Below are 23,865 nucleotides of genomic sequence, written 5' to 3'. Positions count from 1 at the left end.
TACGCAGCTCCTTTAAAGTTTCGGAGTGCTGGTGTATAGAATTGTATTGAAATGCAGGCGTGGTGGAATTGGTAGACACGCTAGACTTAGGATCTAGTGCCGCAAGGTGTGAGAGTTCGAGTCTCTCCGCCTGTACAAAAGGAAAAGCTCTTCTTCAATGAAGGGCTTTTTTTATGCTCTGATCTTGGCGCACCACTATAGCAAGGAGCGATAAGAAGTTTGCCATAACTTTTTTGGGGTGGCCGCTTCGTAAAACGACCCCTTGTTACATTAAAAAAGGCCCGTCTTCTCAACGGGCCCGAATTATGGCAAAAGTCAAAATATTTAAAACATTAAATAGGTAATAAAGGTCGTTTGGGGAACACTATTCGTAAGGATTAAAAGACACCCACAGCCCATAGAATCATAGCCACGACGACGGAAAGCAAAATGCCAACCAAAACCACGACCATCACGCTGAGGAAACCGTTAAGTAATCTTGCTCCTTGAGTAATTTCCTGTTCCATTTTCTTGATAGTTTTCTCTAATTTACGAAATTACGGGCTAGATTACCCAGTTTTGGCCAATATTTCGACTAACTGTTTCGTATTTAACAGCTTCAGGGGATAAAATACCGATTTTATCGATAAGATGAATAGATGTTAATTTACTGATTTTCCTTTTTACTACTCAATTTTTTACTCAATTCTTCTAGGGCTATGCCCTTTGTCTCAGGCATTAAGAAGTGAACAAATAGGAGTTGAAGTACCATCATAAAGGCAAAAAATCCGAAAACCGGTCCAGGTCCTACCCAGGTAAACAGAAATGGAATAGAAGATGGTATCAACCAAGCCAAGACCCAGTGTACAGAGCTTCCAAATGCTTGCCCAGAACCTCTTAAGTGATTTGGAAAAACTTCTGATATAAAAACCCATATTACCGCTCCTTGACCAATAGCGTGTGAGGCAATAAATAGAAAAAGGAATATAGGTACGGCAATACCTTCCCAATTGAATAAAAATGCGCAAGCAACCAAGGTCAATGAGATGATATATCCAAAAGAACCGTAGTACATTAATTGTCTTCTACCCAGACGGTCTATTAAAAATATACCGACAAGTGTGAATATCAGATTCGTAACCCCAATGCCTACGCTGCTTAAAAGTGCTGTACTTTCACCTAAGCCAGCAGCTTCAAAAATTCTTGGCGCATAATATAGAAAGGCGTTAATACCAGAAAATTGATTAAAAAAAGCAATAAGAAATGCAAGCATAAGCGGAAAACGATACTTTTTAATGAAAATGTTTTCCGATGCATTGGTTCCTTCATTTGCGTGGGCTACATCCGCCTGCATATCAGCTAAGGTCATGTCATTGCTCATCGAAGCTAAAACGATTCGCGCTTCTTCAGCTCTGTTTTTGGTCAAAAGCCATCTCGGACTTTTAGGAACACTGGTAACAAATAAAGTATAGATTACAGCCGGAAAAGCTTCAACACCAACCATCCAACGCCAGTCGTTTGCAGCCACCCCGCTTAAAACATAATTCGAAATGAAGGCGGCAAGTATTCCAACTACTAGCATGAGCTGGTAAAAACCAACCAAGCGACCCCGGTGTTTTGCCGGTGCAATTTCTGATATATAAGCAGGTGCGGCCACGGTAGAAGCTCCTACTCCCAGCCCTCCTATAAATCTAAAAACACCAAAGGTAACTGGGTCAAGAGCAAGTGCCGACCCTATGGCTGAAACCGAATATAGTATACCAATCCAAATGAGGGTGTTTTTTCGTCCGATTTTGTTTGTGGGTATTCCACCTAAAATGGCGCCTACCAAAGTACCAAATAGCGCCATTCCTATAACTACGGTGCCATGAAAGGCATCAGAAGAATTCCATAAGAGCTGTAATTTTTTCTCAGCACCGGAAATAACAACTGTATCAAAGCCGAATATAAAACCGGCAAGTGCAACAATTAGCGATATTCGTACAATTTTAGGGTCCATAGGTTGGTTTTGTTGGTTTGTGTAAAACTAACAAAAAAACCTATATCATTGTTCCACCTAACTAGCGGATGGCGACTAGTGGCTTTAGTGTGTCGATCGCCTTTGACTTTTTCTTTTTTACTTCTTTATCAAGAGTTTTTTTGATAGGTTTATGCCTATGTGGTTTTGGAAAGGACTCCTCCGATTTTTGGCGGTCTGTTGAGGGAATCTCATTTTTTTTTGGATCAACCTCATGTTTATCGCTAATACCATTTTGACAGGAAATCAAATAGTATAGGAATAGTATCGCGAATACGATTCGGGAGAATTTCATAACTGCTAAACGTTGAGGCTACAGTAATTTACGAAGGTAATCGACAATTTGGATGCTTGCCCCCTTATTTTTAGCGATATAGGAAGCATTAATATCACCAGTTCTTTGAAGTAATTCTTGACTGTCTAAGAGTTTTTTGACTTGCTCACCAAAACTCCATTCATCAAATATAGGGAGTAGACCTTTTAAGGAAACAAGGTCTTCCGTTTCTTTAAAGCCGGCATAATTCGGGCCTATAAGTACCGGTATTCCATAAACTGCGGGTTCTAATGTATTGTGTAGTCCGGTTGCAAACCCTCCACCTACATAGGCCATATCTGCATAGCTGTATATCTTAGTAAGCATGCCTATGGTATCGATGATGAGTACCTCATAATCGCCAGGGTTATTTTCTTCAAGCTTGGAGTAAATTAAGGTCTTCTTGGTAATAGCACCGGCAAGGCCTAAAATCTTGTCCGTTTTAATGGTATGCGGAGCAAGAACGAATTTTAGATTTTTAGGGGCGTGGTTGATGTAGTTGATCAGAATTGACTCATCCTCAGGCCAGGTGCTTCCTGCAATAAAACAGCGACGTTCTTTTTTAAACGCTTCCATAAAGGGGAGTGAATTGTCTCTCTCTAGAATTTCAGAAACACGGTCAAGTCTTGTATCTCCAGATATGGTCGTGTTCTTTATTTGAATAGATTCTAGCAGTTGTTGCGAGTGTTCATTCTGCACAAAAATATGTGTGAAAGTTGCCAAGGCTTTTCGCATAAAGCTTCCATATCCTTTAAAGTAGATTTGATTCTTTGTAAAAATGGCAGAAACCAGAACTGTGGGAATTTTTTTGGCCTGAAGCTCAAATAAATAGTTTGGCCATATTTCATATTTTACAAAAATCGCTAGCTTGGGGTTGACGGTATCAACAAATTGTTTTACGTTATGACGTGTGTCCATCGGAAGATAAGTGACTACATCTGCCGCTGAGGTGTTCTTTTTAACCTCGTAACCCGAAGGAGAAAAAAAAGTTACGAGAATTTTATAAGCGGGGAACTCATGTTTCAACTTCTCGATGATAGGAAGACCCTGTTCAAATTCTCCTAAGGAGGCGGCGTGCATCCAGATAATAGCGTCGTTTTTGGAAATAGCTTTTTCAAGTATAGCAAAGGTTTCCTTTCTCCCATGTACAAAGAGCTTCATTTTTGAACTGAAGAGCGCCGCTATTTTCAAGTGGAACCAGGCAATATGTGCAATCAGATTGTAGATAAACTTCAAATCGAAATTCTTTGCAGCGAAAATACGTTTCTTTCAAAGAAAATCATTACCCGTGGTTTCGTATTTTTGTTGTGTAATTTTAGCACCTGATTGTAAATTCATCTAATTCTTTCGCATGAAGAAAATACATATGGTTGACCTCAATGGTCAATACCATGCTATCAAAGAGCAAGTAAACAATTCAATTTCCAGCATTCTTGAAACGTCGGCTTTCATCAACGGATCAGACGTGAAAGCTTTTCAAAAAGAGCTTGAGGCCTATTTGGGTGTAAAACATGTGATACCCTGTGCCAATGGAACAGATGCGCTTCAAATAGCAATGATGGGATTGGGGCTAGAGCCAGGCGATGAGGTTATCACAGCAGATTTTACTTTTGCAGCTACGGTTGAGGTGATTGCCTTGTTGCGATTGACACCGGTTTTGGTTGATGTAGAGCCAGATACCTTTAATATTGATGTTGCGGCCATTGAAAGGGCTATTACTTCAAAAACCAAAGCCATCGTTCCGGTTCATTTGTTCGGACAGTGCGCGAATATGGATGCTATTCTTGAACTCGCAGAAAGACATAACCTATATGTTATTGAAGATAACGCACAGGCCATTGGGGCAAACCATACATTTCAAAATGGCAAAAAACAGAAAGCCGGCACAATGGGGCATGTGGGTTCAACGTCGTTTTTTCCTTCCAAAAATTTAGGATGTTATGGTGACGGTGGTGCCTTATTCACTAATGATGACGCATTGGCCCATACCTTAAGAGGAATAGTAAACCACGGCATGTATGAACGTTATCATCATGATGTTGTCGGGGTTAATTCACGATTAGACAGTATACAAGCAGCAGTTTTAAGAGCCAAGCTTCCTAAGCTCGATGAATATTGCATGGAAAGAAGAAATGCCGCTCGAAAATACAACGGAGCTTTTGACGGTGTGGAAAATATCGTAATTCCAAAAACGGTGAACGACTGCAACGGAATTTGTGACAGCTGCGATTGTCATGTTTTTCATCAATACACCCTAAAGATTACCAATGGAAAAAGAGATGCGCTTGTTGGGCATTTGGCTGAGAAAGGAATACCATGTGGAGTGTATTATCCAATACCTCTACATCGACAGAAAGCATATCTAGACAATCGGTATAATGAAGCAGATTTTGTCGTAACAAACCAATTGGTGAAGGAAGTCATCTCCTTACCTATGCATACAGAGTTGGATGATGAACAGATCAACCATATTACCGCTACTGTTATCGGTTTTGTAAACGGTTAATGACATATATTTTTAGTTTAGCAGGTTATACACCCCTTAAATAAAAGCGCATGAAAATCCTTGTTACGGGAGGTTTAGGTTTTATAGGCTCGCATACCGTTGTGGAACTCCAAAATGAGGGTTTTGAAGTAGTTATCATCGATGACTGTTCTAACGCTGACGAAAAAGTCTTGGATGGAATTGGCGCCATTACCGGAAAGACTCCAATCTTTGAAAAAATAGATTTAAAAGAGAAAAATGATGTTGCTGATTTTTTTCAAAGACATCATGACATTGAAGGGGTTATTCATTTTGCGGCTTCTAAAGCCGTTGGGGAAAGTGTTGAAAACCCCCTGCTGTATTACGAAAACAACATAGGAACGCTTGTTTATATACTAAAGGCGCTGTCTAAAAAGGAGCGCTCCAACTTCATTTTTAGTTCTTCATGCACGGTTTACGGGCAGGCTGATGAAATGCCCATAACAGAAAATGCTCCGGTGAAGGTAGCCGAATCTCCATATGGCAATACGAAACAAATGGGAGAAGAAATTATAGCCGACACCTGTAAAGTGACCGAGGGTTTAAATGCGATAGCATTGCGTTATTTTAATCCAATGGGTGCGCATCCAAGTGCTGAAATTGGAGAATTACCTATTGGCGTTCCGCAAAATTTAGTTCCATTTATTACCCAAACTGGGGTGGGAATACGTGAAGAATTGTCTGTTTTTGGCGATGATTATCCGACTGCTGACGGTACATGTGTACGCGATTATATCTACGTAGTTGACTTGGCAAGGGCACATGTGGTAGCGCTCAAGAGGTTAATCGATAAAAAGAACCGTGCCAATTACGAAATATTCAATGTAGGAACGGGAACTGGAAGTTCGGTTTTGCAGGTTATTGAAAGTTTTGAAAGGGTCTCGGGCAAAAAATTAAACTATAAAGTCGTTGACAGAAGACCCGGAGACGTCATCTCGGCTTATGCCGATACTACAAAAGCCAATAATGAATTGGGATGGAAATCGGAATACACCTTAGATCAAGCCATGAAATCTGCTTGGGATTGGGAACAAAAGATTCGAAATAAGTCTTAAGTTAAAACGAAAAATCAAAAAGGGTAGTGCCACGGAAATTTGTATATTTCGTGGCATTTTTTATTTAAACCAACCTCTGATGAAAAAATTACTATTTGCAATTGCGCTTTTTTCCGTGACCAGCATTTCGGCCCAAGATATTTATCTGCAGTGCGGAAGCATTGTCGATACCGAATCGGGAAAAATTCTAAAGGAAAAAACTATTGTTGTTTCCGGGAATAAAATCAAAAGTATTCAAAACGGTTTTGTAAGTGGCTCTGCCGATAGTGAAACTATTGACTTAAAAACTAAAACGGTCCTCCCCGGATTTATTGATATGCATGTGCATATTGAGGGAGAATCTAGTCCTACTAGGTATATTGAGCGCTTTACAAAAAACCCTGCTGATGTTGCCTTTCAATCTACTGTTTACGCGGAGAGAACCTTGATGGCCGGATTTACCACAGTTCGTGATTTGGGCGGGTCTGGTGTGAATATTGCGTTGCGGAATGCCATTAACAAGGGAGTTGTAATCGGTCCACGTATTTTTACGGCCGGTAAAACAATCGCGTCTACAGGAGGTCATGGAGATCCTACAAACGGTATGCGGATGGATTTAAGGGGTAACCCAGGTCCGAAAGAGGGGGTGGTCAATTCTCCTGAAGATGGCATAAAAGCGGTGCGTCAACGGTATAAAGATGGTTCGGATGTCATTAAGATTACGGCTACTGGCGGTGTAATGAGTGTCGCAAAAAATGGTCAAAATCCGCAATTTACTACTGAGGAGATAACCGCAATTGTGAGCACTGCAAAAGACTACGGAATGCTTACTGCCGCACATGCCCATGGTGATGAAGGAATGCGTCGGGCCGTAGTAGCGGGAATTAAAACCATTGAGCACGGAACCTTGATGGAAGAAGAAACAATGGATTTAATGATAAAGCACAATACCTATTTGGTTCCGACCATATCTGCAGGAAAAGCAGCCGCGAAGATGGCTGATATTCCAGGTTTTCTTCCTCCTGTAGTGGCAAAGAAGGCACGTGAAATAGGGCCGGTAAGTCAGGTTACTTTTGGAAAAGCTTATAAGAAAGGGGTCGCTATTGCTTTTGGAACAGATGCAGGTGTTTCTCCACACGGTGATAATGGGAAAGAATTTGGTTTTATGCATGAGGCGGGAATGCCTATTATGAAAACCATACAAGCGGCAACCATAATTAACGCTGACCTTTTGGGAATGTCTAATGAGTTAGGGAAACTGAAGGAGGGTTTTATAGCCGATATAGTTGCGGTTGATGAAGACCCCACCAAAAATGTGCATACTCTTGAAAATGCTGTTTTCGTAATGAAAGAGGGTGTCATTTACAAACAATAGGGTTTGCGTTTTGAGGAGGGAGCCGTAGTGATGTCTTTTCGGTAAATAGTTTTGTCAACATGAAAATAGTACCAATACAAACGAAATGCTTCCAGACTTTTCCGATAGCACTGCTCTTTTTCAAATGGCCCAAAAAGAGCAATTGTACCAAAAGTTAGTAGTGCAGTTGCAAAAGGATTTCTCCTTAGCCAATGTCAATATTGATTTGTTGCCTGATACAGCCCCTGCTGAATTAAAAAAGCTGCTTCATGAAAAACTCTACTACCTAATTTTAGAAAAATTCGCTGAGTATCTCAACCTATTGTACGTAATCGATGTGCCAGAAAAGGCGTTTAAAGACATGCAGCTAACCGATATTGTCGACGTTTCGGAGCAAGTGACCTTGTTGGTATTAAAGCGAGAGTTGCAGAAAGTCTGGTTAAAGACCAGATACCGTTGAAATCATTCAAATAGCTCTGCTAGAAAATTGGTCAAACTTCTCCACGAACGATTCGTTGATTTTTTGTTGAAGAGCATTCCGGTTTCTGGCGAATTTGCATTGGGGTTCGTGAACGCATGGCCCGTATGTCCATAGGCACAGATATTCCAATCCGCATTTCTTTCGGTGAGTTCTTGTGCGAGTGCTACCGTTTGTTTTGGTGTTGCAAGAGGGTCCTCCCATCCATGGAAAACTAGTACTGCGGCTTTTATAGGGGTATTTTGATTTAGTTCGGGTTTGTCGTAAATGCCATGAAAAGATGCTACTCCCTTTAAGTTTTCACCTGATCTTGCCAGATCAAGAACACATTTACCACCAAAACAAAAGCCAATAGCTGCCATTTTTGTCGGATTGGTAAGTTCAAATTCTTGGGCCGTTTTTAGGCCGAGTTGAATGCGCGCCAAAAGCTCCGCTCTATTTGCATTTAGTTCTCCCATGAGTGACCGGGCTTCTTCTGGTGAGCTTGCCCTCTTGCCTTTTCCGTACATATCAATGGCAAAACCTACATACCCTATTTCAGCCAAGGCAATGGCTTTTTCCTCTTCGAATTGAAGTTGCCCGAAATAGGCATGTGCTACCAAAACTGCCGGTCTTTTTGCTTGAGAAGAACTATCCCAGGCGACGACACCCTGAAAAATGTCTTGGCCGTTTGTGTAGCTGATTTTTTTCGTTTTAATCATTTTAATACTTTAAAAATAAACGCGAACGAAGGGTAACCATGCATTTGCATAGATGCTATCGTTATCATCGTAAAGCACATCATAACGAATGCCAATCGTAAAATTTTGATCGGTATAGCCAACACCTAAAAATAGAGCAGGTGCCCAATAATTTCGTTCTAAGCGAATTACAGTATCATCAAAGGAGCGATTAATGCGCAATTGTTCTAATTCGGCAGAAAGTTGAAGAAATGGAAGTGGGTTGTAAAGAGAAAGAACACTACCTCCATATGCCAGTAGCTTGTCATCTCTAAATTTCGCATAATTAAAATTCAAACTAACACCCGCAGCAAACTGATTGTTGAATTGGTAAATGGCACTAGGCGATATTGAGCCGTTAAAACTGCCATTGGCAAAACCAAGACCAATGCCACCGCCAAAACGCACTTTCTCCCAAAATTGACTTTTTTGGGTTGGATTCTGTGAGAAACCATTAAGACATCCTAGGCAAAGACAAATTCCGAAAACCAACATTTTTAAACCTGAGGGAACAATTTTGTTCATAATATTCGTTTTTTACTAACTAATACCTCCTAAGATACGCCCAGAAATGGGAAATATCGTATTTTTGATATGAATTTATTCCGAGGAGAGATAAAAATTTTATGGATAAATATTCCTTTTTAAACGCTGCACACACTTCTTTTTTCGCGGCGTTATATGACAAGTATTTAACGAGTCCTGATAGTGTTGAGCCTAGCTGGCGCGCCTTTTTTCAAGGCTATGATTTTGGAATGGAAAGTTCTTTAGAAGAGCTTGATCTTCCATCTTCAAATGGAACTGTGGTTATTCCCCAATCGCTTCAAAAAGAATTTCAAGTAGTGAAATTGATTGACGGATATCGCAGTAGAGGGCATTTGTTTACGAAAACAAATCCCGTTCGAGAAAGACGTAAGTATGAGCCAACGCTGGCTATTGAGAACTTTGGCTTGAATGATGCCGATTTAGATACGGTATTTACTGCTGGAGAAATATTGGGTATAGGTCCAAGTTCTTTGCGTAACATCATTAGGCATCTTACCAATATCTATTGCAGCTCTATTGGAGTTGAATATATGTATATTCGAAAGCCCGAACGTGTTGAATGGATTCAGAATTGGTTAAATATCAATGATAATCAACCGAATTACGATAGTGATCGTAAAAAGCATATCCTTAAAAAGCTAAGTCAAGCAGTTTCTTTTGAGAGCTTTTTACATACGAAATATGTAGGTCAGAAGCGGTTTTCCTTAGAAGGGAACGAATCGTTAATTCCTGGGCTGGATGCCATTGTTGAACGTGCAGCTGAAATGGGGGTGGAGCAGTTTGTAATGGGTATGGCTCACCGAGGTAGGCTTAACGTCTTGACCAATATTTTTGGGAAGGCAGCCAAGGATATTTTTAGCGAGTTCGACGGCAAGGATTACGAACAGGAAATCTTTGATGGTGATGTAAAGTATCATTTGGGTTGGACCTCAGATCGCATGTCGGACAACGGCAATAAGATTAAAATGAATATCGCTCCAAATCCTTCTCATCTAGAAACGGTTGGGGCAGTTGTTGAAGGGATTGCAAGGGCCAAGCAAGATACGCAGTATGCCGATGATTTCTCTAAAGTGCTTCCGATCGTTGTACACGGAGATGCAGCCATTGCCGGACAGGGTTTGATTTACGAAGTGGTGCAAATGGCAACACTAGATGGCTATAAAACCCATGGAACCATCCATATCGTGGTTAATAACCAAATAGGTTTTACCACCAATTATCTTGATGCAAGGTCATCTACCTATTGTACTGACGTAGGTAAGGTTACTTTGAGTCCGGTATTACACGTAAACGCCGATGATGCTGAGGCTGTAGTTCATGCTTCTCTTTTTGCATTGGAATATAGAATGCGGTTCAATAGGGATGTTTTCTTAGATTTATTGGGGTATCGAAAATACGGTCACAATGAAGGTGACGAACCTCGTTTTACACAACCTAAGTTATACAAGGCGATAGCCAAGCACTCAAACCCAAAAGATATCTATGCGGCAAAACTAATCGCCGAAGGTATCATTGAGGAGGCTTATGTGAAGGAACTTGAAAATGAGTACAAAGCTTCTCTAGAAGAAGAATTAGAAGATTCGCGAAAAGAAGATAAAACGGTCATAACACCTTTTATGGCAGATGAATGGAAAGGCTTCGAAAACGTTCGTGAATGGGAAATGTTAGATGCAGTAGACACCAAATACAACAAAAAGAAACTAACTGCTATCGCCAAGGTCATTACCGAATTACCTAAAGACAAGAAGTTTTTGCGTAAGGTAGAGCGCTTGGTCAACGATCGGAAAAAAATGTTTTTTGAAACGGATAAGCTCGATTGGGCCATGGGCGAACTTTTGGCCTATGGAAGTTTACTCGAAGAAGGCTACGGAGTACGAATTTCAGGGCAAGATGTAGAACGAGGCACCTTCTCGCACCGTCATGCCGTAATGAAAGTTGAGGAGAGCGAAGAGGAAGTATTGTTGTTGAATAATCTATCTGAAAAGCAGGGGAATTTCCAAATCTATAACTCTCTTTTATCAGAATACGGAGTCGTCGGTTTTGATTATGGATATGCCATGGCTAGTCCGAATACTTTGACCATTTGGGAAGCTCAATTTGGAGATTTTAGCAATGGAGCCCAAATCATGATTGATCAATACATTTCGGCTGCTGAAGACAAATGGAAATTGCAAAACGGATTGGTGATGTTACTGCCTCACGGCTATGAAGGTCAAGGTGCGGAGCACTCTTCAGCTCGGATGGAACGCTATTTACAACTCTGTGCAAGAGATAATATGTACATCGCAGATTGTACCACACCAGCCAATCTTTTTCATTTGCTACGAAGACAAATGAAAGCCAACTTTAGAAAACCCTTAATCGTATTTACTCCTAAAAGTTTACTGCGTCACCCGAAAGCCGTTTCCACCGTCGAGGAATTGGCTTCAGGAGGTTTTCAAGAACTTATTGACGATGCATCTGCCGACCCAAAGAACATAAAGACATTGGTATTTTGTACCGGTAAGTTCTATTACGATTTACTTGCAGCCAAAGAAGAACAAAAACGCGATGATGTGGCCTTAGTACGCCTAGAGCAATTGTTTCCCGTTCCGGCTGATAAAATGCAGGCGATCATTAAAAAATATAAGCATGCTGATGATGTCGTTTGGGCACAGGAAGAACCGAGAAATATGGGGCCTTGGAGTCACCTTTTAATGCACTTTGCAGATGCTAGTAAATTTAGAATTGCTTCGCGGCGTTTCTATGCTTCGCCGGCGGCAGGTAGCTCAGTGCGATCTAAAAAGCGTCACCAACAAGTAATCGACTTTGTCTTTGACAAGACTAAGGATAATATGACACGACCAAAAACGAAAAAGTAATACAGCTAATTATAGATTAATTATGATATTAGAAATGAAAGTTCCCTCTCCTGGGGAATCAATAACCGAAGTGGAGATAGCAGAATGGCTAGTGGAGGACGGAGATTATGTGGAAAAGGACCAAGCGATTGCAGAAGTTGACTCTGACAAGGCAACGCTTGAGCTTCCCGCAGAACAAAGTGGTACCATTACCCTGAAAGCTGAAGTAGGAGATGCTGTAGCTGTGGGTGCTGTGGTTTGCTTAATAGATACATCAGCCGCGAAACCTGAAGGCGGGGAGGCTCCTCAGAAAGAAGAAAAGAAGGAAGAGCAGAAAGCTGAGGTTAAGAAGCAAGATGAAAAACCAGTTGCCAAGGAAAGTTACGCGACTGGAACGGCCTCACCTGCTGCCAAGAAAATATTGGATGAAAAAGGTATTGCGGCATCAGCGGTAAAAGGAACAGGTAGAGATGGGAGAATCACCAAGGAAGATGCTGTAAATGCTATTCCATCTATGGGTACACCTACTGGCGGAAATCGAGGTGAATCGCGTTCCAAGCTTTCCATGCTACGAAGAAAAGTGGCTGAACGTTTGGTTGCTGTGAAAAATGAAACCGCAATGTTGACCACGTTCAACGAAGTAGATATGTCGCCTATTTTCAATTTGCGTAAACAATACAAGGAAGATTTCAAAGCCAAACACGGCGTAAGCTTAGGCTTTATGAGTTTCTTTACAAAGGCTGTTGTTCGCGCTTTAGAAATGTATCCTTCTGTAAACTCAATGATTGACGGTAAGGAAATGTTGTCTTTCGATTTCTGCGATATTAGTATTGCAGTGTCTGGACCGAAAGGATTGATGGTTCCCGTAATTCGAAACGCGGAAAACCTGACGTTCAGGGGGGTCGAGTCTGAAGTAAAACGCCTTGCTATTCGTGCTCGTGAAGGAGAAATTACGGTAGATGAAATGACAGGAGGCACCTTTACCATTACTAATGGCGGTGTATTCGGATCTATGTTATCTACACCTATTATCAACCCTCCTCAAAGTGCGATTTTGGGAATGCATAATATCGTGGAAAGACCTATCGCCAAGGATGGGGCTGTTGTAATTGCACCTATTATGTACGTGGCCTTATCGTATGATCATAGAATTATTGATGGAAAGGAATCTGTTGGATTTTTGGTCGCTGTCAAAGAAGCATTGGAAAGTCCAGAAGAACTGTTGATGGATAATAATGTGAAGAAGGCCTTGGAAATGTAGTAGGCAATAAAATTTATTTAAAGGGTCTCAGGGGTATATACTGCTGAGACCTTTTCTTTTAAAACTGTTTTTATAGTTTCAAGTACACGCAGCTTTTCTTGTAATCTATAATCGCCTTCGCTTTTTTAAGAACGTCCGCCCCGATAATGCCATCAACAGCTAAGGCCTTATGTGCAGTAAGGGCTTCATTTACATGTACAAGATCGAATAAAACAATTTTTAGTTTGTTCTTTTTCCATCGCCCGATTTCTATTTGATTTTTGGTCGAGATTAGGGTTTCCATGTTTGTAGCGCCAGCACCGGCAGCTTTAATTTTAGATTCCTTTGAGCTAAGATTGAAGAACTGTAATTTGTCAAAACCAATGCATGTATTTGATGCTCCGGTATCTAGTATAAACCTTCCGCTTATACCATTAATTTTAGCCACAATTTCGAAGTGGTTCGTAGCGGTAAGTACTAAAGGAATTTTAATGTAGTCTTTTCGCAATAGAAACTTTTTCAAACTTGCCATGTATTCGTTTTCTGCAAAGATAAGTCTATTTTTGCGCCATGATTTTGACTGATACCCATACACATTTATATAGTGAAGCCTTTGATGCAGATCGCGATGAAGTAATTCGCAATGCGATCGAAAAGGGTATAGAACGTTTCTTTATTCCTGCAATTGACTCTACCTATACTCAGGCTATGTTCAATCTTAAGAACGCCTTTCCGGAGCATATGTTTTTAATGATGGGATTGCACCCTACACATGTCAAGGAAAACTATAAGGAAGAGCTGAAGCATGTGGAAGAAATGTTAGCAGCACACAAGTTTTATGCAGTGGGTGAAATCGGAATAGATTTGTATTGGGATAAGTCCTTTTTAAAACTGCAACAAGAAGCCTTTCGGTTTCAAATTCGTTTGGCCAAGCAATACAAGTTGCCCATTGTAATTCATTGCAGAGAAGCATTTGATGAAATTTTTGAAGTGTTGGAAGCGGAAAAGGGAGATGACCTTTTCGGAATTTTCCATTGTTTTACAGGAACACTAGATCAGGCACATCAGGCTATGACGTATAATATGAAGCTTGGTATAGGTGGAGTGGCAACCTTTAAGAATGGAAAGATTGATACTTTTTTAAATCAAATTGATTTAAAGAACATTGTTTTGGAAACAGATTCACCGTATCTAGCTCCGGTACCCTATAGAGGTAAGCGCAATGAAAGTAGCTACCTTATTAAAATACTCGAAAAGTTATCGGATATTTACACCTTGAATGTAGCGGAAATAGCCCGAGTAACAACTGAAAATTCAAAGCAAGTTTTTGGAGTTTGATTTGATTTGATCTTTCTCCGAAAAATCCAACAATCTATTTTGGTGACAAAACAAACTAACATACTATTAATTTATACGGGAGGTACCATCGGTATGGTAAAGGACTATGAGTCTGGAGCTTTAAAAGCATTTAATTTTAAAAAGCTTTTGAAAAACATACCGGAACTGGAACAATTGGATTGCCATATTGATACCACCTCTTTTGATACGCCCATTGATTCATCCAATATCGATACGATACATTGGGTCGAAATTGCTAGTGTCATCGGGACGCATTACGAAAGTCACGATGGTTTCGTTGTGCTTCACGGTAGCGATACCATGAGCTATTCGGCTTCAGCCCTAAGTTATATGTTAGAAAACCTTCGTAAACCTGTAATCTTTACAGGTTCGCAACTGCCTATTGGTGATCTGCGTACCGATGCCAAGGAGAATTTAATTACATCAATTCAAATTGCAGCGCTTCAGGAGCGTGGAAAACCAGTTGTTCAAGAGGTTGGACTCTACTTTGAATACAAATTGTATCGCGCGAATCGAACAACAAAAATTAATGCCGAACACTTTGAGGCATTTGCATCTTTGAATTATCCTCCTTTGGTAGAATCTGGAGTACATCTAAAAGTTTATAAAGAATATCTGCTGCCAAAGAAGAGGGTAAAAAAATTCTTTGTTCATAAGAAGTTAGATAACAACGTTGCCATTCTAAAGCTTTTTCCAGGGTTTAATGAGAACCTTTTAAAAAGTATCCTTGAAACAAAAAATTTAAAGGCTTTGGTTTTGGAAACCTATGGTGCAGGAAACGCACCAACCGAAAGTTGGCTGATTGAAAACCTGAGAAAGGCCATCAAAAACGGCTTACATGTTGTCAATGTTACACAATGCTCCGGTGGTAGTGTCATTATGGGTCAATATGAAACCAGTGAGCAGCTTAAAAAGCTACAACTTATTAGCGGTAAAGACATTACAACGGAAGCTGCAATTACCAAACTAATGTACCTTTTGGGGAGTGAAGTTTCCACCTCCTCTTTTAAAACTGTATTTGAAACTTCCTTACGGGGGGAAATGCAGTAAAAATAACGGTTATAATTTCTGTAACTAATATTTTTTTTGTTATTTGGCCAACCTTTAAGGCTCAACTAGAGAGGTGGCCGAGTGGTCGAAGGCGCACGCCTGGAAAGTGTGTATACACCAAAAGTGTATCGAGGGTTCGAATCCCTTCCTCTCTGCATCGAAGTTTTACTTTTATTATTGCTATTTTTTTTTATCTTTAACCCGATTGATTAACTAACTAAATTTTAAGTTTGAAAGAAATGAAAAGATTATTCTCTATCCTAGCACTGGCTGGGTTGTTTGTATTAAGTACAAATACAGTAAATGCAAAAGCAACTACTGCTACGGTAGTTTCAAATTTATCAACCACAGTTGCTGCTACGGCCGTGATGCTACAAGATGATGCTCCTGCCGCAGCCGATAAGAGTTTTACGCAGGTTCTAAAAGAACAATTTATCAAAGGTGGTGCAGGCTTCATGAGCTTTGTATTGATTTGTTTAATCTTAGGATTAGCGGTGGCTATTGAAAGAATTATTTACTTGAATTTAGCGACTACAAATACATCGAAACTTAGACAACAAGTTGAAGATGCATTAGCGTCAGGTGGAGTAGAGGCTGCTAAGGAAGTTTGTAGAAATACAAAAGGTCCCGTTGCGTCGATTTATTACCAAGGCTTAGATAGGGCTGGTGAGAGTGTTGAAGCTGCTGAAAAAGCAGTTGTCTCTTATGGTGGAGTTCAAATGGGTCAACTAGAGAAAAATGTTTCTTGGTTATCTTTATTTATTGCAATTGCACCAATGCTTGGTTTCATGGGTACTGTAATCGGTATGATTCAGGCTTTTGAAAAGATTAGTGCGGTTGGTAACTTAAGTGCCTCTTTAATTGCAGGTGATATTCAAGTGGCGCTATTAACTACGGTATTCGGACTTATTACAGCGATTATACTTCAAATCTTTTACAACTACATTATCGCCAAGATCGATAGTATTGTAAATGATATGGAAGACTCATCAATCTCGTTGATTGATATGTTGGTAGATCACAAAAAATAAAAGTCCAACCTAATACCAAAGTATAATGTATAAAATTGTAAAAATTGGATTGATAGTTATTAGTGTAATTGCTTTTGTACTATTATTCTTCATGCCTGATAAAGATATGCCCATGGCCGATGCCATGGATAGTGGAGGGCTAAATGCCATGCACTGGTTGGCTTATATCTTATTGTTTATCGCTGTGGCATTGACAGTAGTTTTCGGTTTGAAAAATATGGTTTCTACTCCAGGCGGACTTAAGAAATCATTGTTCGGCATTGTTGGCCTGCTAGTGGTTCTTGGAATTGCATATGGCCTTTCAAGCGGAACCGACGTTAGCGCGGAAGACATGTTAAACCTTAATAACATTGAAACCGATGAAAGCGAAATCAAGAAAGTAGGTGCTGGTATTAACATGTTCTTTATCATGTTACTGGTAACGGTAGGCGTAATCGCATGGGGAGCTATTAAGAAAGCAACCAGTAAATAAGAAATTATGGGTAGAAGAGCAGGAGCACCGGAAGTAAATGCAGGTTCTATGGCAGATATAGCATTCTTGCTGCTTATCTTTTTCTTGGTAACTACTACCATTGAAACTGATGCAGGTCTAGATCGTATGTTGCCTCCTATTGAACCGCCTGAAACGGATGTGATCATTAAGCAGAAGAACATCTTTCAGGTGAATATCAACAAGAACGGCCAATTGCTAGCCGATGATAATTTGATTGATCTTAAAGATCTAAGGGAGAAAGCCAAAGAGTTTTTAGATAACAATGGAGATGGTACTTGCACGTATTGTAAAGGCAAGAAAGACCCTGAGTCATCTGATAATCCTTCAAAGGCGATTATTTCTCTTAAGAACGATAGAGAGACAAAGTACAGTACGTATATTACAGTTCAAAATGAATTGGTAGGTGCCTACAATGAACTCCGAAACCGTGAAGCCGAAAGATTGTTTAATAGAACTTTTGTAGAAATGGAGGCGGATTATTTGAATCCTGAAACAAAAGACAAATTAGACGAGGATGCATATGATGAGTTGAAGGCTAAAGTGAAGAGGATACAGGAGCTATTCCCTCAGAAATTGTCTGAAGCAGAAACTTCTACATCTGCGTCTTCTAGTTAATTTTAAAAGCTAAAAAAGAATATATATGTCAAAGTTTGCAAAGAAAAAAGACGGTGAATTACCTGCAGTATCAACTGCTTCTTTACCTGACATTGTTTTTATGCTTTTGTTCTTCTTTATGACGGTTACCGTTATGAAAGATAGCTCGCTAAAGGTAAATAATACGTTGCCGATAGCAAGTGAGATCAAAAAGTTAGAGAAGAAAGACAGAGTAATTACAATTTATGTTGGAAAACCGAATCGAGAATATGAGAAGGTTTTTGGTACTGAACCAAAAATTCAATTGAATGATAAGTTTGCAAGCCCATCTGAAGTAGGAGATTTCATTTTGATGGAACGTGCTAAGAAGGCTCAAGAACTGCAAAATGTACTTACCACTTCTTTAAAGGTAGACAAGGATGCCAATATGGGTATTATTTCAGATATTAAGTTAGAGTTACGTAAGGTTAATGCTTTGAAGGTTAATTACACAACTAGTAAGGGTGATGCTTTTAACAACTTATAGTAACTAGATCATAAAATTTCAAACTTATAAAACGCCTCAAACATTGTTTGAGGCGTTTTTAGTTTTATCGGAAGTCGTTTGGAAACGAAAAGTTCGAACAAGTTCATTAACTTTGATTGCATGAAGCAATTTCTTTTATGGCTTTTGATCCTCATTCCCCTAGGCCTGTATTCGCAATCTGAGCAGGATACAACTAAAGTGAATCCACGTTATTTTGAAGATCAATTTTATGCAGGAATTACCTATAATTTTATTCTGAATCTACCCGAAGACGCCAGCCAGCGAAATTTCTCTTACGGACTCCAAGCGGGTTTTGTAAAAGACATTCCGATGAATAGTGATAGAACTGTGGGTATTGGATTGGGTTTAGGACTTGGTTTGTATACGTACTACACAAATATTAGAGCCCTGGAAAACGGGAATGAAATTTCATATCAGCTTGTAGACAATAATCCCGACTTTAAACGTAGCAAACTAGAAACTCATGTATTGGAAGTGCCACTCGAGTTTCGTTGGCGAAACTCAGACCCAGAAACCTATAATTTTTGGCGTATCTATGCCGGTGTAAAGTTGGGCTATGTGATCAACACACGATCAAAATATGTTGAAACTTCGCAAAAAAGAACCTTTTCAAATTCTGATATAAAAAGCTTGCAATACGGCCTTACTTTTAACTTTGGGTACCATAATTTCAATATGCATGCCTATTATGCCTTGACTGGGCTTTTTAATGATGGGGTAACTTTAAATGGAACTGACATTGATATGAGTGCCCTCCACATCGGTCTTATTTTCTATATTCTTTAATTGCCTTACTTCGTTTTAGTAGTGTTTTCTTATCGTTAACATTAACACTTCTTTAAGATTTGGCATGCTTCTTGGTGCATACTATTTTAGAAACTCTTTTAAGGATTTCTGATCTGATTTGACCCTATATCTCGAATAGAACTGCTACTACTTTTATTGGCTCAAGAACATTGTTTAATATCTAAAATAGTACAGTATGCCCAGTAGAGAAGAAGCACCCAAGGTTAATGCGGGTTCGATGGCCGACATTGCATTCTTATTACTTATCTTTTTTTTGGTAACAACCACTATTGAAACCGATGCAGGTCTTGATCGTAGGTTGCCTAGAAAAGACACTGCCCCTCCGCCACCAGTACCCGAACGAAACATTCTTCAGGTTTTATTAAATGGGGGAGACCAATTGATGGTTGATGATGCACTGGTTGATTTAGTTGACCTTAAAACTATGGCCATTGCTTTTTTAGATAACGGGGGTGCACCCCCAGAGAGCCCATATTATTGCAATTATTGCCAAGGAGAACGTGACTTGCAATCGTCCGATAACCCTGATAGGGCTATAGTATCTTTAAATAGTAATCGAGAAACTACCTATGGGGTCTATATTGCTGTGCAAAACGAATTGGTAGGGGCGTACAACGCCTTACGGAATAGAGAGGCACAAAGACAATATAAGACTGACTTTACTGCTATGGAAGCAAAGTATGCTGACGCGAAAACTCCTCTCGCGTTAAAGAAAGAATTGAAAACTAAGATTCAGAGCATACAGAAATTGTACCCTATGCGATTGTCGGAAGCTGAGCGTCAATAAAAAGGAAGCTAAATATCGTTTTCCGCTGTTGGGGTAATGAAATTAAAAAAATAAGAATATGTCAAAATTTAAATTTAAAAAGAACGAAAACACTCCTGAAGTATCAACAGCATCCTTACCGGATATTGTTTTTATGCTGTTGTTTTTCTTCATGACGGTTACGGTAATGAAGGATGATTCGTTAAAGGTTGTTAATGAACTTCCAAATGCAACAGAAATTAAAAAGCTTGAAAAGAAAGATCGGGTAATTACCTTATATATAGGCAAACCAACAAAGCCTTTTGACCAGATTTTGGGAGAGTATCCAAAAATTCAGATCGATGATCGATTTGTTGGAGTTGAAGAAGTCGGATCTAGAATACTAGAGGCTATCAACGAGAAACCTGAACACCTTAGGGATTTTATTACAATTTCTTTGAAAGTGGATAAGAAAGCGGCTATGGGATTGATTGATGATGTCAAGGAAGAACTTCGGAAAATAAATGCTTTAAAAATCAATTATACGACCTATGAAGGAGATATCTATAACAATTTAGAATAGCCTAAAGCCAAAACTTTACAGTCAATAGTTGAGAAATGACTCCCAACAAGAAACCAACCAAAAGTGCTGCTCTTCCATGAGACTGCAGATAAAGACGAGAGGTTGCGACTAGACCTGTGGCTAGTATTACCAAACTTAGGGCAATTGTAATATTGATTTCAAAATGTACGCTAAGGCACACTAGGTACATGAACAAACTTCCCATGCCCATGAGGTGAATACTACTCTTAAAGTTAAAAAAAAGTAACACTATCGAAGCGAAAGTCGCCCCGATCAGTCCTACAAAATAGAAATGCAGTTCTATGGCATAGTTATTCGGAATTACCTTGTAAACGACCATTAGCAGTAACGAAATACCTATATAAAGTAAATATTTACGTTCAGCAATGTTGGGCATAAAAACGGCGGCAATAACGCCCACATTTTTAAGTATTAAAAAGGCGATGATGGGAATGATTACGGTTAAGATAAAAATAGGTAGGATGTTTCCGCTCTGAAATTCATTCGGGGTATACCTTGGGGTAATCATAAAATAAGCCAAAGTGCCTGCAATGGGAATAAAAAGGGGGTGAAATAGATAGGTAATTACTTTTAAAAACAGCTTCATTATATCTGTTTTCTCAGTCTTGCTACGGGAATATCTAGTTGCTCTCTGTACTTGGCGACTGTTCGCCTAGCAATAGGATATCCCTTTTCTTTTAAGATTGCGGCTAACTTATCATCAGTCAAAGGTTTCTTCTTTGACTCTTCACGAATTACATTCTCAAGTATTTTCTTAATTTCTTTGGTTGACACGTCTTCTCCCTGATCATTTTTCATCGATTCGGAAAAGTACTCTTTAATCAATTTCGTTCCATAAGGGGTATCGACATATTTGCTATTGGCGACGCGCGAAACCGTTGATACATCCATGTCAATTTTATCTGCAATATCTTTCAAGATCATAGGGCGCAGATTACGCTCATCACCAGTTAAAAAATATTCTTTTTGATACTGCATAATGGCGTTCATTGTAATAAACAAAGTCTGCTGTCGCTGTCGTATCGCGTCAATAAACCATTTTGCAGCATCGAGCTTTTGCTTAATAAACATCACCGTATCCTTCTGTGCTTTTGACTTTTCTTTTGAGTCTTTATAGCCCTTGAGCATATTATTATATTCTCTAGACACGTGAAGTTCTGGGGCGTTTCGTCCATTGAGCGTCAGTTCGAGTTCACCTTCTACAATTTTTATCGAAAAGTCTGGAACTACATGTTCTATCATTCGATTGTTTCCTGAATACGACCCTCCGGGCTTCGGGTTCAGTTTTTCGATTTCCGAAATAGCATCTTTTAGTTCCTCCTCAGAGATATTGTGTTTTTGAATCAGCTTCTTGTAATGCTTTTTAGTAAACTGCTCAAATGACTTTTCTAAAATCGCAGTTGCCAATTCAACGCTTGGAGTAACTTCTTTTCGTTTCAATTGAATAATCAAACATTCCTCAAGAGATCGGGCAGCTACCCCAGGAGGATCGAGCTCTTGAACAAGTGCCAAGACTTTTTCAATGGTTTTCTCTTCGGTGTAAATATTTTGAGTGAAGGCCAAATCATCTAAAATGTCGCTAATGGGTCTTCTGATGTAACCACTTTCATCGACACTCCCTACAAGAAATTCAGCAATACTCCACTCTTCATTGTTTAGATACGATGTATTAAGTTGATTCAGTAAATATTTGTTGAATGATATGCCCGCGGCATACGGAACGCTTTTTTCCTCATCATCGGCACTATAGTTATTGGCCTTGGTGCGATAATCGGGTATTTCATCGTCGCTTAGATAGTCATCAATGTTAATATCTTCCGTATCAATGCTATCGCTGTCTGAATCTGCTTCATAAGTATCATCAAAATCATCTGATAAGCTGTCAGACTCTTCCTTACCACTTTCCAAGGCCGGATTTTCTTCCAATTCTTGTTTAAGACGCTGCTCAAAGGCCTGTGTAGGCAACTGTATCAGCTTCATCAGCTGTATCTGCTGAGGTGATAGCTTTTGTGATAATTTAAACTGTAAATATTGTTTTAGCATTGGGGTATACTTCTACCTTTCTAAAGTTAATGAAAAAAACAGCATTTTATTTTATTCCACTAGTAGATAATCGTTTAAAATTCGGCATTTTGTGGTGTTCTAGGGAAAGGAATTACATCGCGAATATTACCCATACCCGTGGCGAAAAGTACCAATCGTTCAAATCCTAGTCCGAAACCACTGTGTTCTGCCGTACCAAATTTGCGTAAATCAAGGTACCACCACAATTCTTCCTCAGGAATGTCTAGCGCTGCCATTTTTTCCTTCAGTACATCCAAACGTTCCTCACGCTGCGAGCCTCCTACTATTTCTCCAATTCCTGGAAAAAGAATATCCATGGCGCGTACCGTTTTTCCATCTTCGTTCAATCGCATATAAAAAGCCTTAATTTTTGCCGGGTAGTCAAAAAGAATAACGGGACACTTGAAATGCTTCTCCACCAAGAAACGTTCGTGTTCGCTTTGCAGATCTGCACCCCATTCATCAATAGGGTATTGGAATTTCTTCTTTTTATTGGGCTTACTATTGCGAAGTATTTGTATGGCTTCGGTATACGTAACGCGTTTAAAGGTATTTTCAGAAACAAATTTCAATTTCTCAATTAATGCCTTTTCGCTACGTTCAGCCTGCGGCTTGGTTTTTTCTTCATCCAACAATCGCTTTTCCAAAAACGCGAGGTCATCTGCACAGTTTTCCAAAATGTATTTGATCACATTCTTAATGAAGTCCTCAGCCAAATCCATATTGTCGTCTAAATCATAGAAGGCAACTTCGGGCTCAATCATCCAGAATTCGGCTAGGTGTCTTGAGGTATTTGAATTTTCAGCTCGAAAGGCAGGCCCAAAAGTGTATACTTTTCCAAGGGCCATGGCGTAGGCCTCGGCTTCTAGCTGACCTGAAACGGTTAGATTGGTTTCCTTACCGAAAAAATCTTCTTTGTAATTTACTTCACCCTCCTTAGTTACAGGTGGATTTTTAGCATCTAAAGTGGTCACTCGAAACATTTCCCCTGCTCCTTCAGCATCAGAACCGGTTACAATTGGTGCATGGAAGTAATAAAATCCATTTTGTTGAAAGTACTGATGAATTGCAAAAGACAATGCTGAACGCACCCGCATTACTGCAGAAAATGTATTCGTTCGAACGCGTAAATGAGCGTGCTCACGAAGAAATTCCATCGAATGTTTCTTGGGTTGTATAGGGTAAACTTCTGGATCAGCATTACCGTGAACAAAAATTTCTTTTACCTGAATTTCAACGCTTTGTCCTCTACCTTGACTTTCGACCAAAATTCCTTTGACCTTTAAAGCAGAGCCGGTATTAATCTGTTTCAAAATTTGCTCATCGCTGTTTTCAAAATCTACAACGCACTGAATATTGTGAATGGTAGAGCCATCATTGAGGGCAATAAAACGATTGCTTCTAAAGGTTTTTACCCATCCGTCTATGACAACTTCCTGTGAAGTTGGATTGGTAGAAAGTAGTTCTTTTACACTTGGTGACTTCATGCTAAAAAATTAAAAATCAAAGATAGCCTTTTGACAAAAA

General features: G+C 39.6%; 24 protein-coding genes and 2 tRNA genes. 17 read left to right on the top strand and 9 right to left on the bottom strand.

Going from position 1 to position 23,865, the window contains the following annotated elements:
* Positions 1 to 53 precede the first annotated feature (53 nt).
* Positions 54 to 135 (top strand) — tRNA-Leu (locus ABJN95_RS01785).
* A gap of 511 nt (positions 136 to 646) precedes the next feature.
* On the opposite strand, the gene ABJN95_RS01780 is transcribed toward ABJN95_RS01785, so the two are convergent.
* The 3 genes from ABJN95_RS01780 to ABJN95_RS01770 form a co-directional block, all read right to left on the bottom strand.
* Positions 647 to 1,978, bottom strand: coding sequence for a sugar porter family MFS transporter (locus tag ABJN95_RS01780; RefSeq protein WP_348368273.1), 1,332 nt, complete (start codon positions 1,976 to 1,978; stop codon positions 647 to 649).
* A 61-nt stretch (positions 1,979 to 2,039) separates the two neighbouring features.
* Positions 2,040 to 2,291, bottom strand: a complete 252-nt coding sequence (locus ABJN95_RS01775; RefSeq protein WP_348368272.1) for a hypothetical protein — start codon at positions 2,289 to 2,291, stop codon at positions 2,040 to 2,042.
* Positions 2,292 to 2,309: 18 nt separating this feature from the next.
* A complete protein-coding gene (locus ABJN95_RS01770; RefSeq protein WP_348368271.1) occupies positions 2,310 to 3,545 on the bottom strand; it encodes a glycosyltransferase N-terminal domain-containing protein in 1,236 nt (411 codons plus the stop codon).
* 115 nt (positions 3,546 to 3,660) lie between these two features.
* Here ABJN95_RS01770 and ABJN95_RS01765 point away from each other — a divergent pair, with 115 nt between their 5' ends.
* From ABJN95_RS01765 to ABJN95_RS01750, 4 genes are all read left to right on the top strand, one after another.
* A complete protein-coding gene (locus tag ABJN95_RS01765) occupies positions 3,661 to 4,815 on the top strand; it encodes a DegT/DnrJ/EryC1/StrS family aminotransferase (protein WP_348368270.1) in 1,155 nt (384 codons plus the stop codon).
* A 50-nt stretch (positions 4,816 to 4,865) separates the two neighbouring features.
* The gene (galE, locus tag ABJN95_RS01760) at positions 4,866 to 5,888 is read left to right on the top strand and encodes a UDP-glucose 4-epimerase GalE (RefSeq protein ID WP_348368269.1); all 1,023 of its coding nucleotides are present in this window, start codon (positions 4,866 to 4,868) and stop codon (positions 5,886 to 5,888) included.
* A gap of 79 nt (positions 5,889 to 5,967) precedes the next feature.
* Positions 5,968 to 7,242: an amidohydrolase family protein gene (locus tag ABJN95_RS01755; RefSeq protein WP_348368268.1), complete on the top strand. Its 1,275-nt coding sequence runs from the start codon at positions 5,968 to 5,970 to the stop codon at positions 7,240 to 7,242.
* An 85-nt stretch (positions 7,243 to 7,327) separates the two neighbouring features.
* Positions 7,328 to 7,681: a hypothetical protein gene (locus tag ABJN95_RS01750; protein WP_348368267.1), complete on the top strand. Its 354-nt coding sequence runs from the start codon at positions 7,328 to 7,330 to the stop codon at positions 7,679 to 7,681.
* Positions 7,682 to 7,683: 2 nt separating this feature from the next.
* Here ABJN95_RS01750 and ABJN95_RS01745 read toward each other — a convergent pair whose 3' ends face one another.
* Together ABJN95_RS01745 and ABJN95_RS01740 are read right to left on the bottom strand one after the other, a co-directional pair.
* Positions 7,684 to 8,400 (bottom strand): dienelactone hydrolase family protein, encoded by a 717-nt coding sequence (locus tag ABJN95_RS01745; RefSeq protein WP_348368266.1) that lies wholly within the window; start codon positions 8,398 to 8,400, stop codon positions 7,684 to 7,686.
* A gap of 9 nt (positions 8,401 to 8,409) precedes the next feature.
* The gene (locus ABJN95_RS01740) at positions 8,410 to 8,943 is read right to left on the bottom strand and encodes an alpha-ketoglutarate decarboxylase (RefSeq protein ID WP_348368265.1); all 534 of its coding nucleotides are present in this window, start codon (positions 8,941 to 8,943) and stop codon (positions 8,410 to 8,412) included.
* A gap of 101 nt (positions 8,944 to 9,044) precedes the next feature.
* Between ABJN95_RS01740 and ABJN95_RS01735 the strand changes: the two genes are divergently transcribed.
* Together ABJN95_RS01735 and odhB are read left to right on the top strand one after the other, a co-directional pair.
* Complete coding sequence (locus ABJN95_RS01735; protein ID WP_348368264.1) at positions 9,045 to 11,825, top strand: 2-oxoglutarate dehydrogenase E1 component; 2,781 nt, start codon at positions 9,045 to 9,047, stop codon at positions 11,823 to 11,825.
* Between the two features lie 22 nt (positions 11,826 to 11,847).
* On the top strand, positions 11,848 to 13,065 hold the full coding sequence (odhB, locus tag ABJN95_RS01730) for a 2-oxoglutarate dehydrogenase complex dihydrolipoyllysine-residue succinyltransferase (RefSeq protein WP_348368263.1): 1,218 nt from the start codon (positions 11,848 to 11,850) through the stop codon (positions 13,063 to 13,065).
* Positions 13,066 to 13,135: 70 nt separating this feature from the next.
* Here the strand turns inward: odhB and ABJN95_RS01725 are convergent, their stop codons facing one another.
* Entirely contained in the window at positions 13,136 to 13,576 is a 441-nt protein-coding gene (locus tag ABJN95_RS01725) for a retropepsin-like aspartic protease (protein ID WP_348368262.1), read from the bottom strand.
* Between the two features lie 38 nt (positions 13,577 to 13,614).
* On the opposite strand from ABJN95_RS01725, the gene ABJN95_RS01720 reads away from it, so the two are divergent.
* The 10 genes from ABJN95_RS01720 (at position 13,615) to ABJN95_RS01675 (ending at position 20,253) form a co-directional block, all read left to right on the top strand.
* Positions 13,615 to 14,382, top strand: coding sequence for a TatD family hydrolase (locus tag ABJN95_RS01720; protein ID WP_348368261.1), 768 nt, complete (start codon positions 13,615 to 13,617; stop codon positions 14,380 to 14,382).
* Between the two features lie 42 nt (positions 14,383 to 14,424).
* Positions 14,425 to 15,453, top strand: a complete 1,029-nt coding sequence (locus tag ABJN95_RS01715) for an asparaginase (RefSeq protein WP_348368260.1) — start codon at positions 14,425 to 14,427, stop codon at positions 15,451 to 15,453.
* Between the two features lie 67 nt (positions 15,454 to 15,520).
* Positions 15,521 to 15,608, top strand: a tRNA-Ser gene (locus ABJN95_RS01710).
* Between the two features lie 84 nt (positions 15,609 to 15,692).
* The gene (locus ABJN95_RS01705) at positions 15,693 to 16,484 is read left to right on the top strand and encodes a MotA/TolQ/ExbB proton channel family protein (protein WP_348368259.1); all 792 of its coding nucleotides are present in this window, start codon (positions 15,693 to 15,695) and stop codon (positions 16,482 to 16,484) included.
* Between the two features lie 25 nt (positions 16,485 to 16,509).
* Positions 16,510 to 16,956, top strand: a complete 447-nt coding sequence (locus tag ABJN95_RS01700) for a hypothetical protein (protein WP_348368258.1) — start codon at positions 16,510 to 16,512, stop codon at positions 16,954 to 16,956.
* 6 nt (positions 16,957 to 16,962) lie between these two features.
* Positions 16,963 to 17,592, top strand: a complete 630-nt coding sequence (locus ABJN95_RS01695) for a biopolymer transporter ExbD (RefSeq protein WP_348368257.1) — start codon at positions 16,963 to 16,965, stop codon at positions 17,590 to 17,592.
* A 25-nt stretch (positions 17,593 to 17,617) separates the two neighbouring features.
* Positions 17,618 to 18,097 carry a biopolymer transporter ExbD gene (locus ABJN95_RS01690; protein WP_348368256.1) on the top strand — a complete coding sequence of 160 codons (480 nt, stop codon included), beginning with the start codon at positions 17,618 to 17,620 and terminating at the stop codon, positions 18,095 to 18,097.
* 120 nt (positions 18,098 to 18,217) lie between these two features.
* Positions 18,218 to 18,904 carry a porin family protein gene (locus tag ABJN95_RS01685; protein ID WP_348368255.1) on the top strand — a complete coding sequence of 229 codons (687 nt, stop codon included), beginning with the start codon at positions 18,218 to 18,220 and terminating at the stop codon, positions 18,902 to 18,904.
* A gap of 196 nt (positions 18,905 to 19,100) precedes the next feature.
* Positions 19,101 to 19,712 (top strand): biopolymer transporter ExbD, encoded by a 612-nt coding sequence (locus tag ABJN95_RS01680; RefSeq protein ID WP_348368254.1) that lies wholly within the window; start codon positions 19,101 to 19,103, stop codon positions 19,710 to 19,712.
* A gap of 58 nt (positions 19,713 to 19,770) precedes the next feature.
* Positions 19,771 to 20,253, top strand: a complete 483-nt coding sequence (locus tag ABJN95_RS01675; protein WP_348368253.1) for a biopolymer transporter ExbD — start codon at positions 19,771 to 19,773, stop codon at positions 20,251 to 20,253.
* 1 nt (position 20,254) lies between these two features.
* Here ABJN95_RS01675 and ABJN95_RS01670 read toward each other — a convergent pair whose 3' ends face one another.
* The 3 genes from ABJN95_RS01670 to asnS form a co-directional block, all read right to left on the bottom strand.
* On the bottom strand, positions 20,255 to 20,860 hold the full coding sequence (locus ABJN95_RS01670) for a hypothetical protein (RefSeq protein WP_348368252.1): 606 nt from the start codon (positions 20,858 to 20,860) through the stop codon (positions 20,255 to 20,257).
* The gene (gene rpoN / locus ABJN95_RS01665; RefSeq protein WP_348368251.1) at positions 20,860 to 22,317 is read right to left on the bottom strand and encodes an RNA polymerase factor sigma-54; all 1,458 of its coding nucleotides are present in this window, start codon (positions 22,315 to 22,317) and stop codon (positions 20,860 to 20,862) included. Before rpoN ends, ABJN95_RS01670 begins: the two co-directional genes overlap by 1 nt.
* A 74-nt stretch (positions 22,318 to 22,391) precedes the next feature.
* Entirely contained in the window at positions 22,392 to 23,825 is a 1,434-nt protein-coding gene (asnS, locus tag ABJN95_RS01660) for an asparagine--tRNA ligase (RefSeq protein ID WP_348368250.1), read from the bottom strand.
* Positions 23,826 to 23,865 lie beyond the last annotated feature (40 nt).

Source organism: Maribacter sp., from assembly GCF_039974175.1.
Classification (GTDB): Bacteria; Bacteroidota; Bacteroidia; order Flavobacteriales; family Flavobacteriaceae; genus Maribacter_C.
The sequence above is the reverse complement of the archived record's forward strand: the minus strand, read 5'-3'. Positions and strand labels throughout refer to the sequence as shown.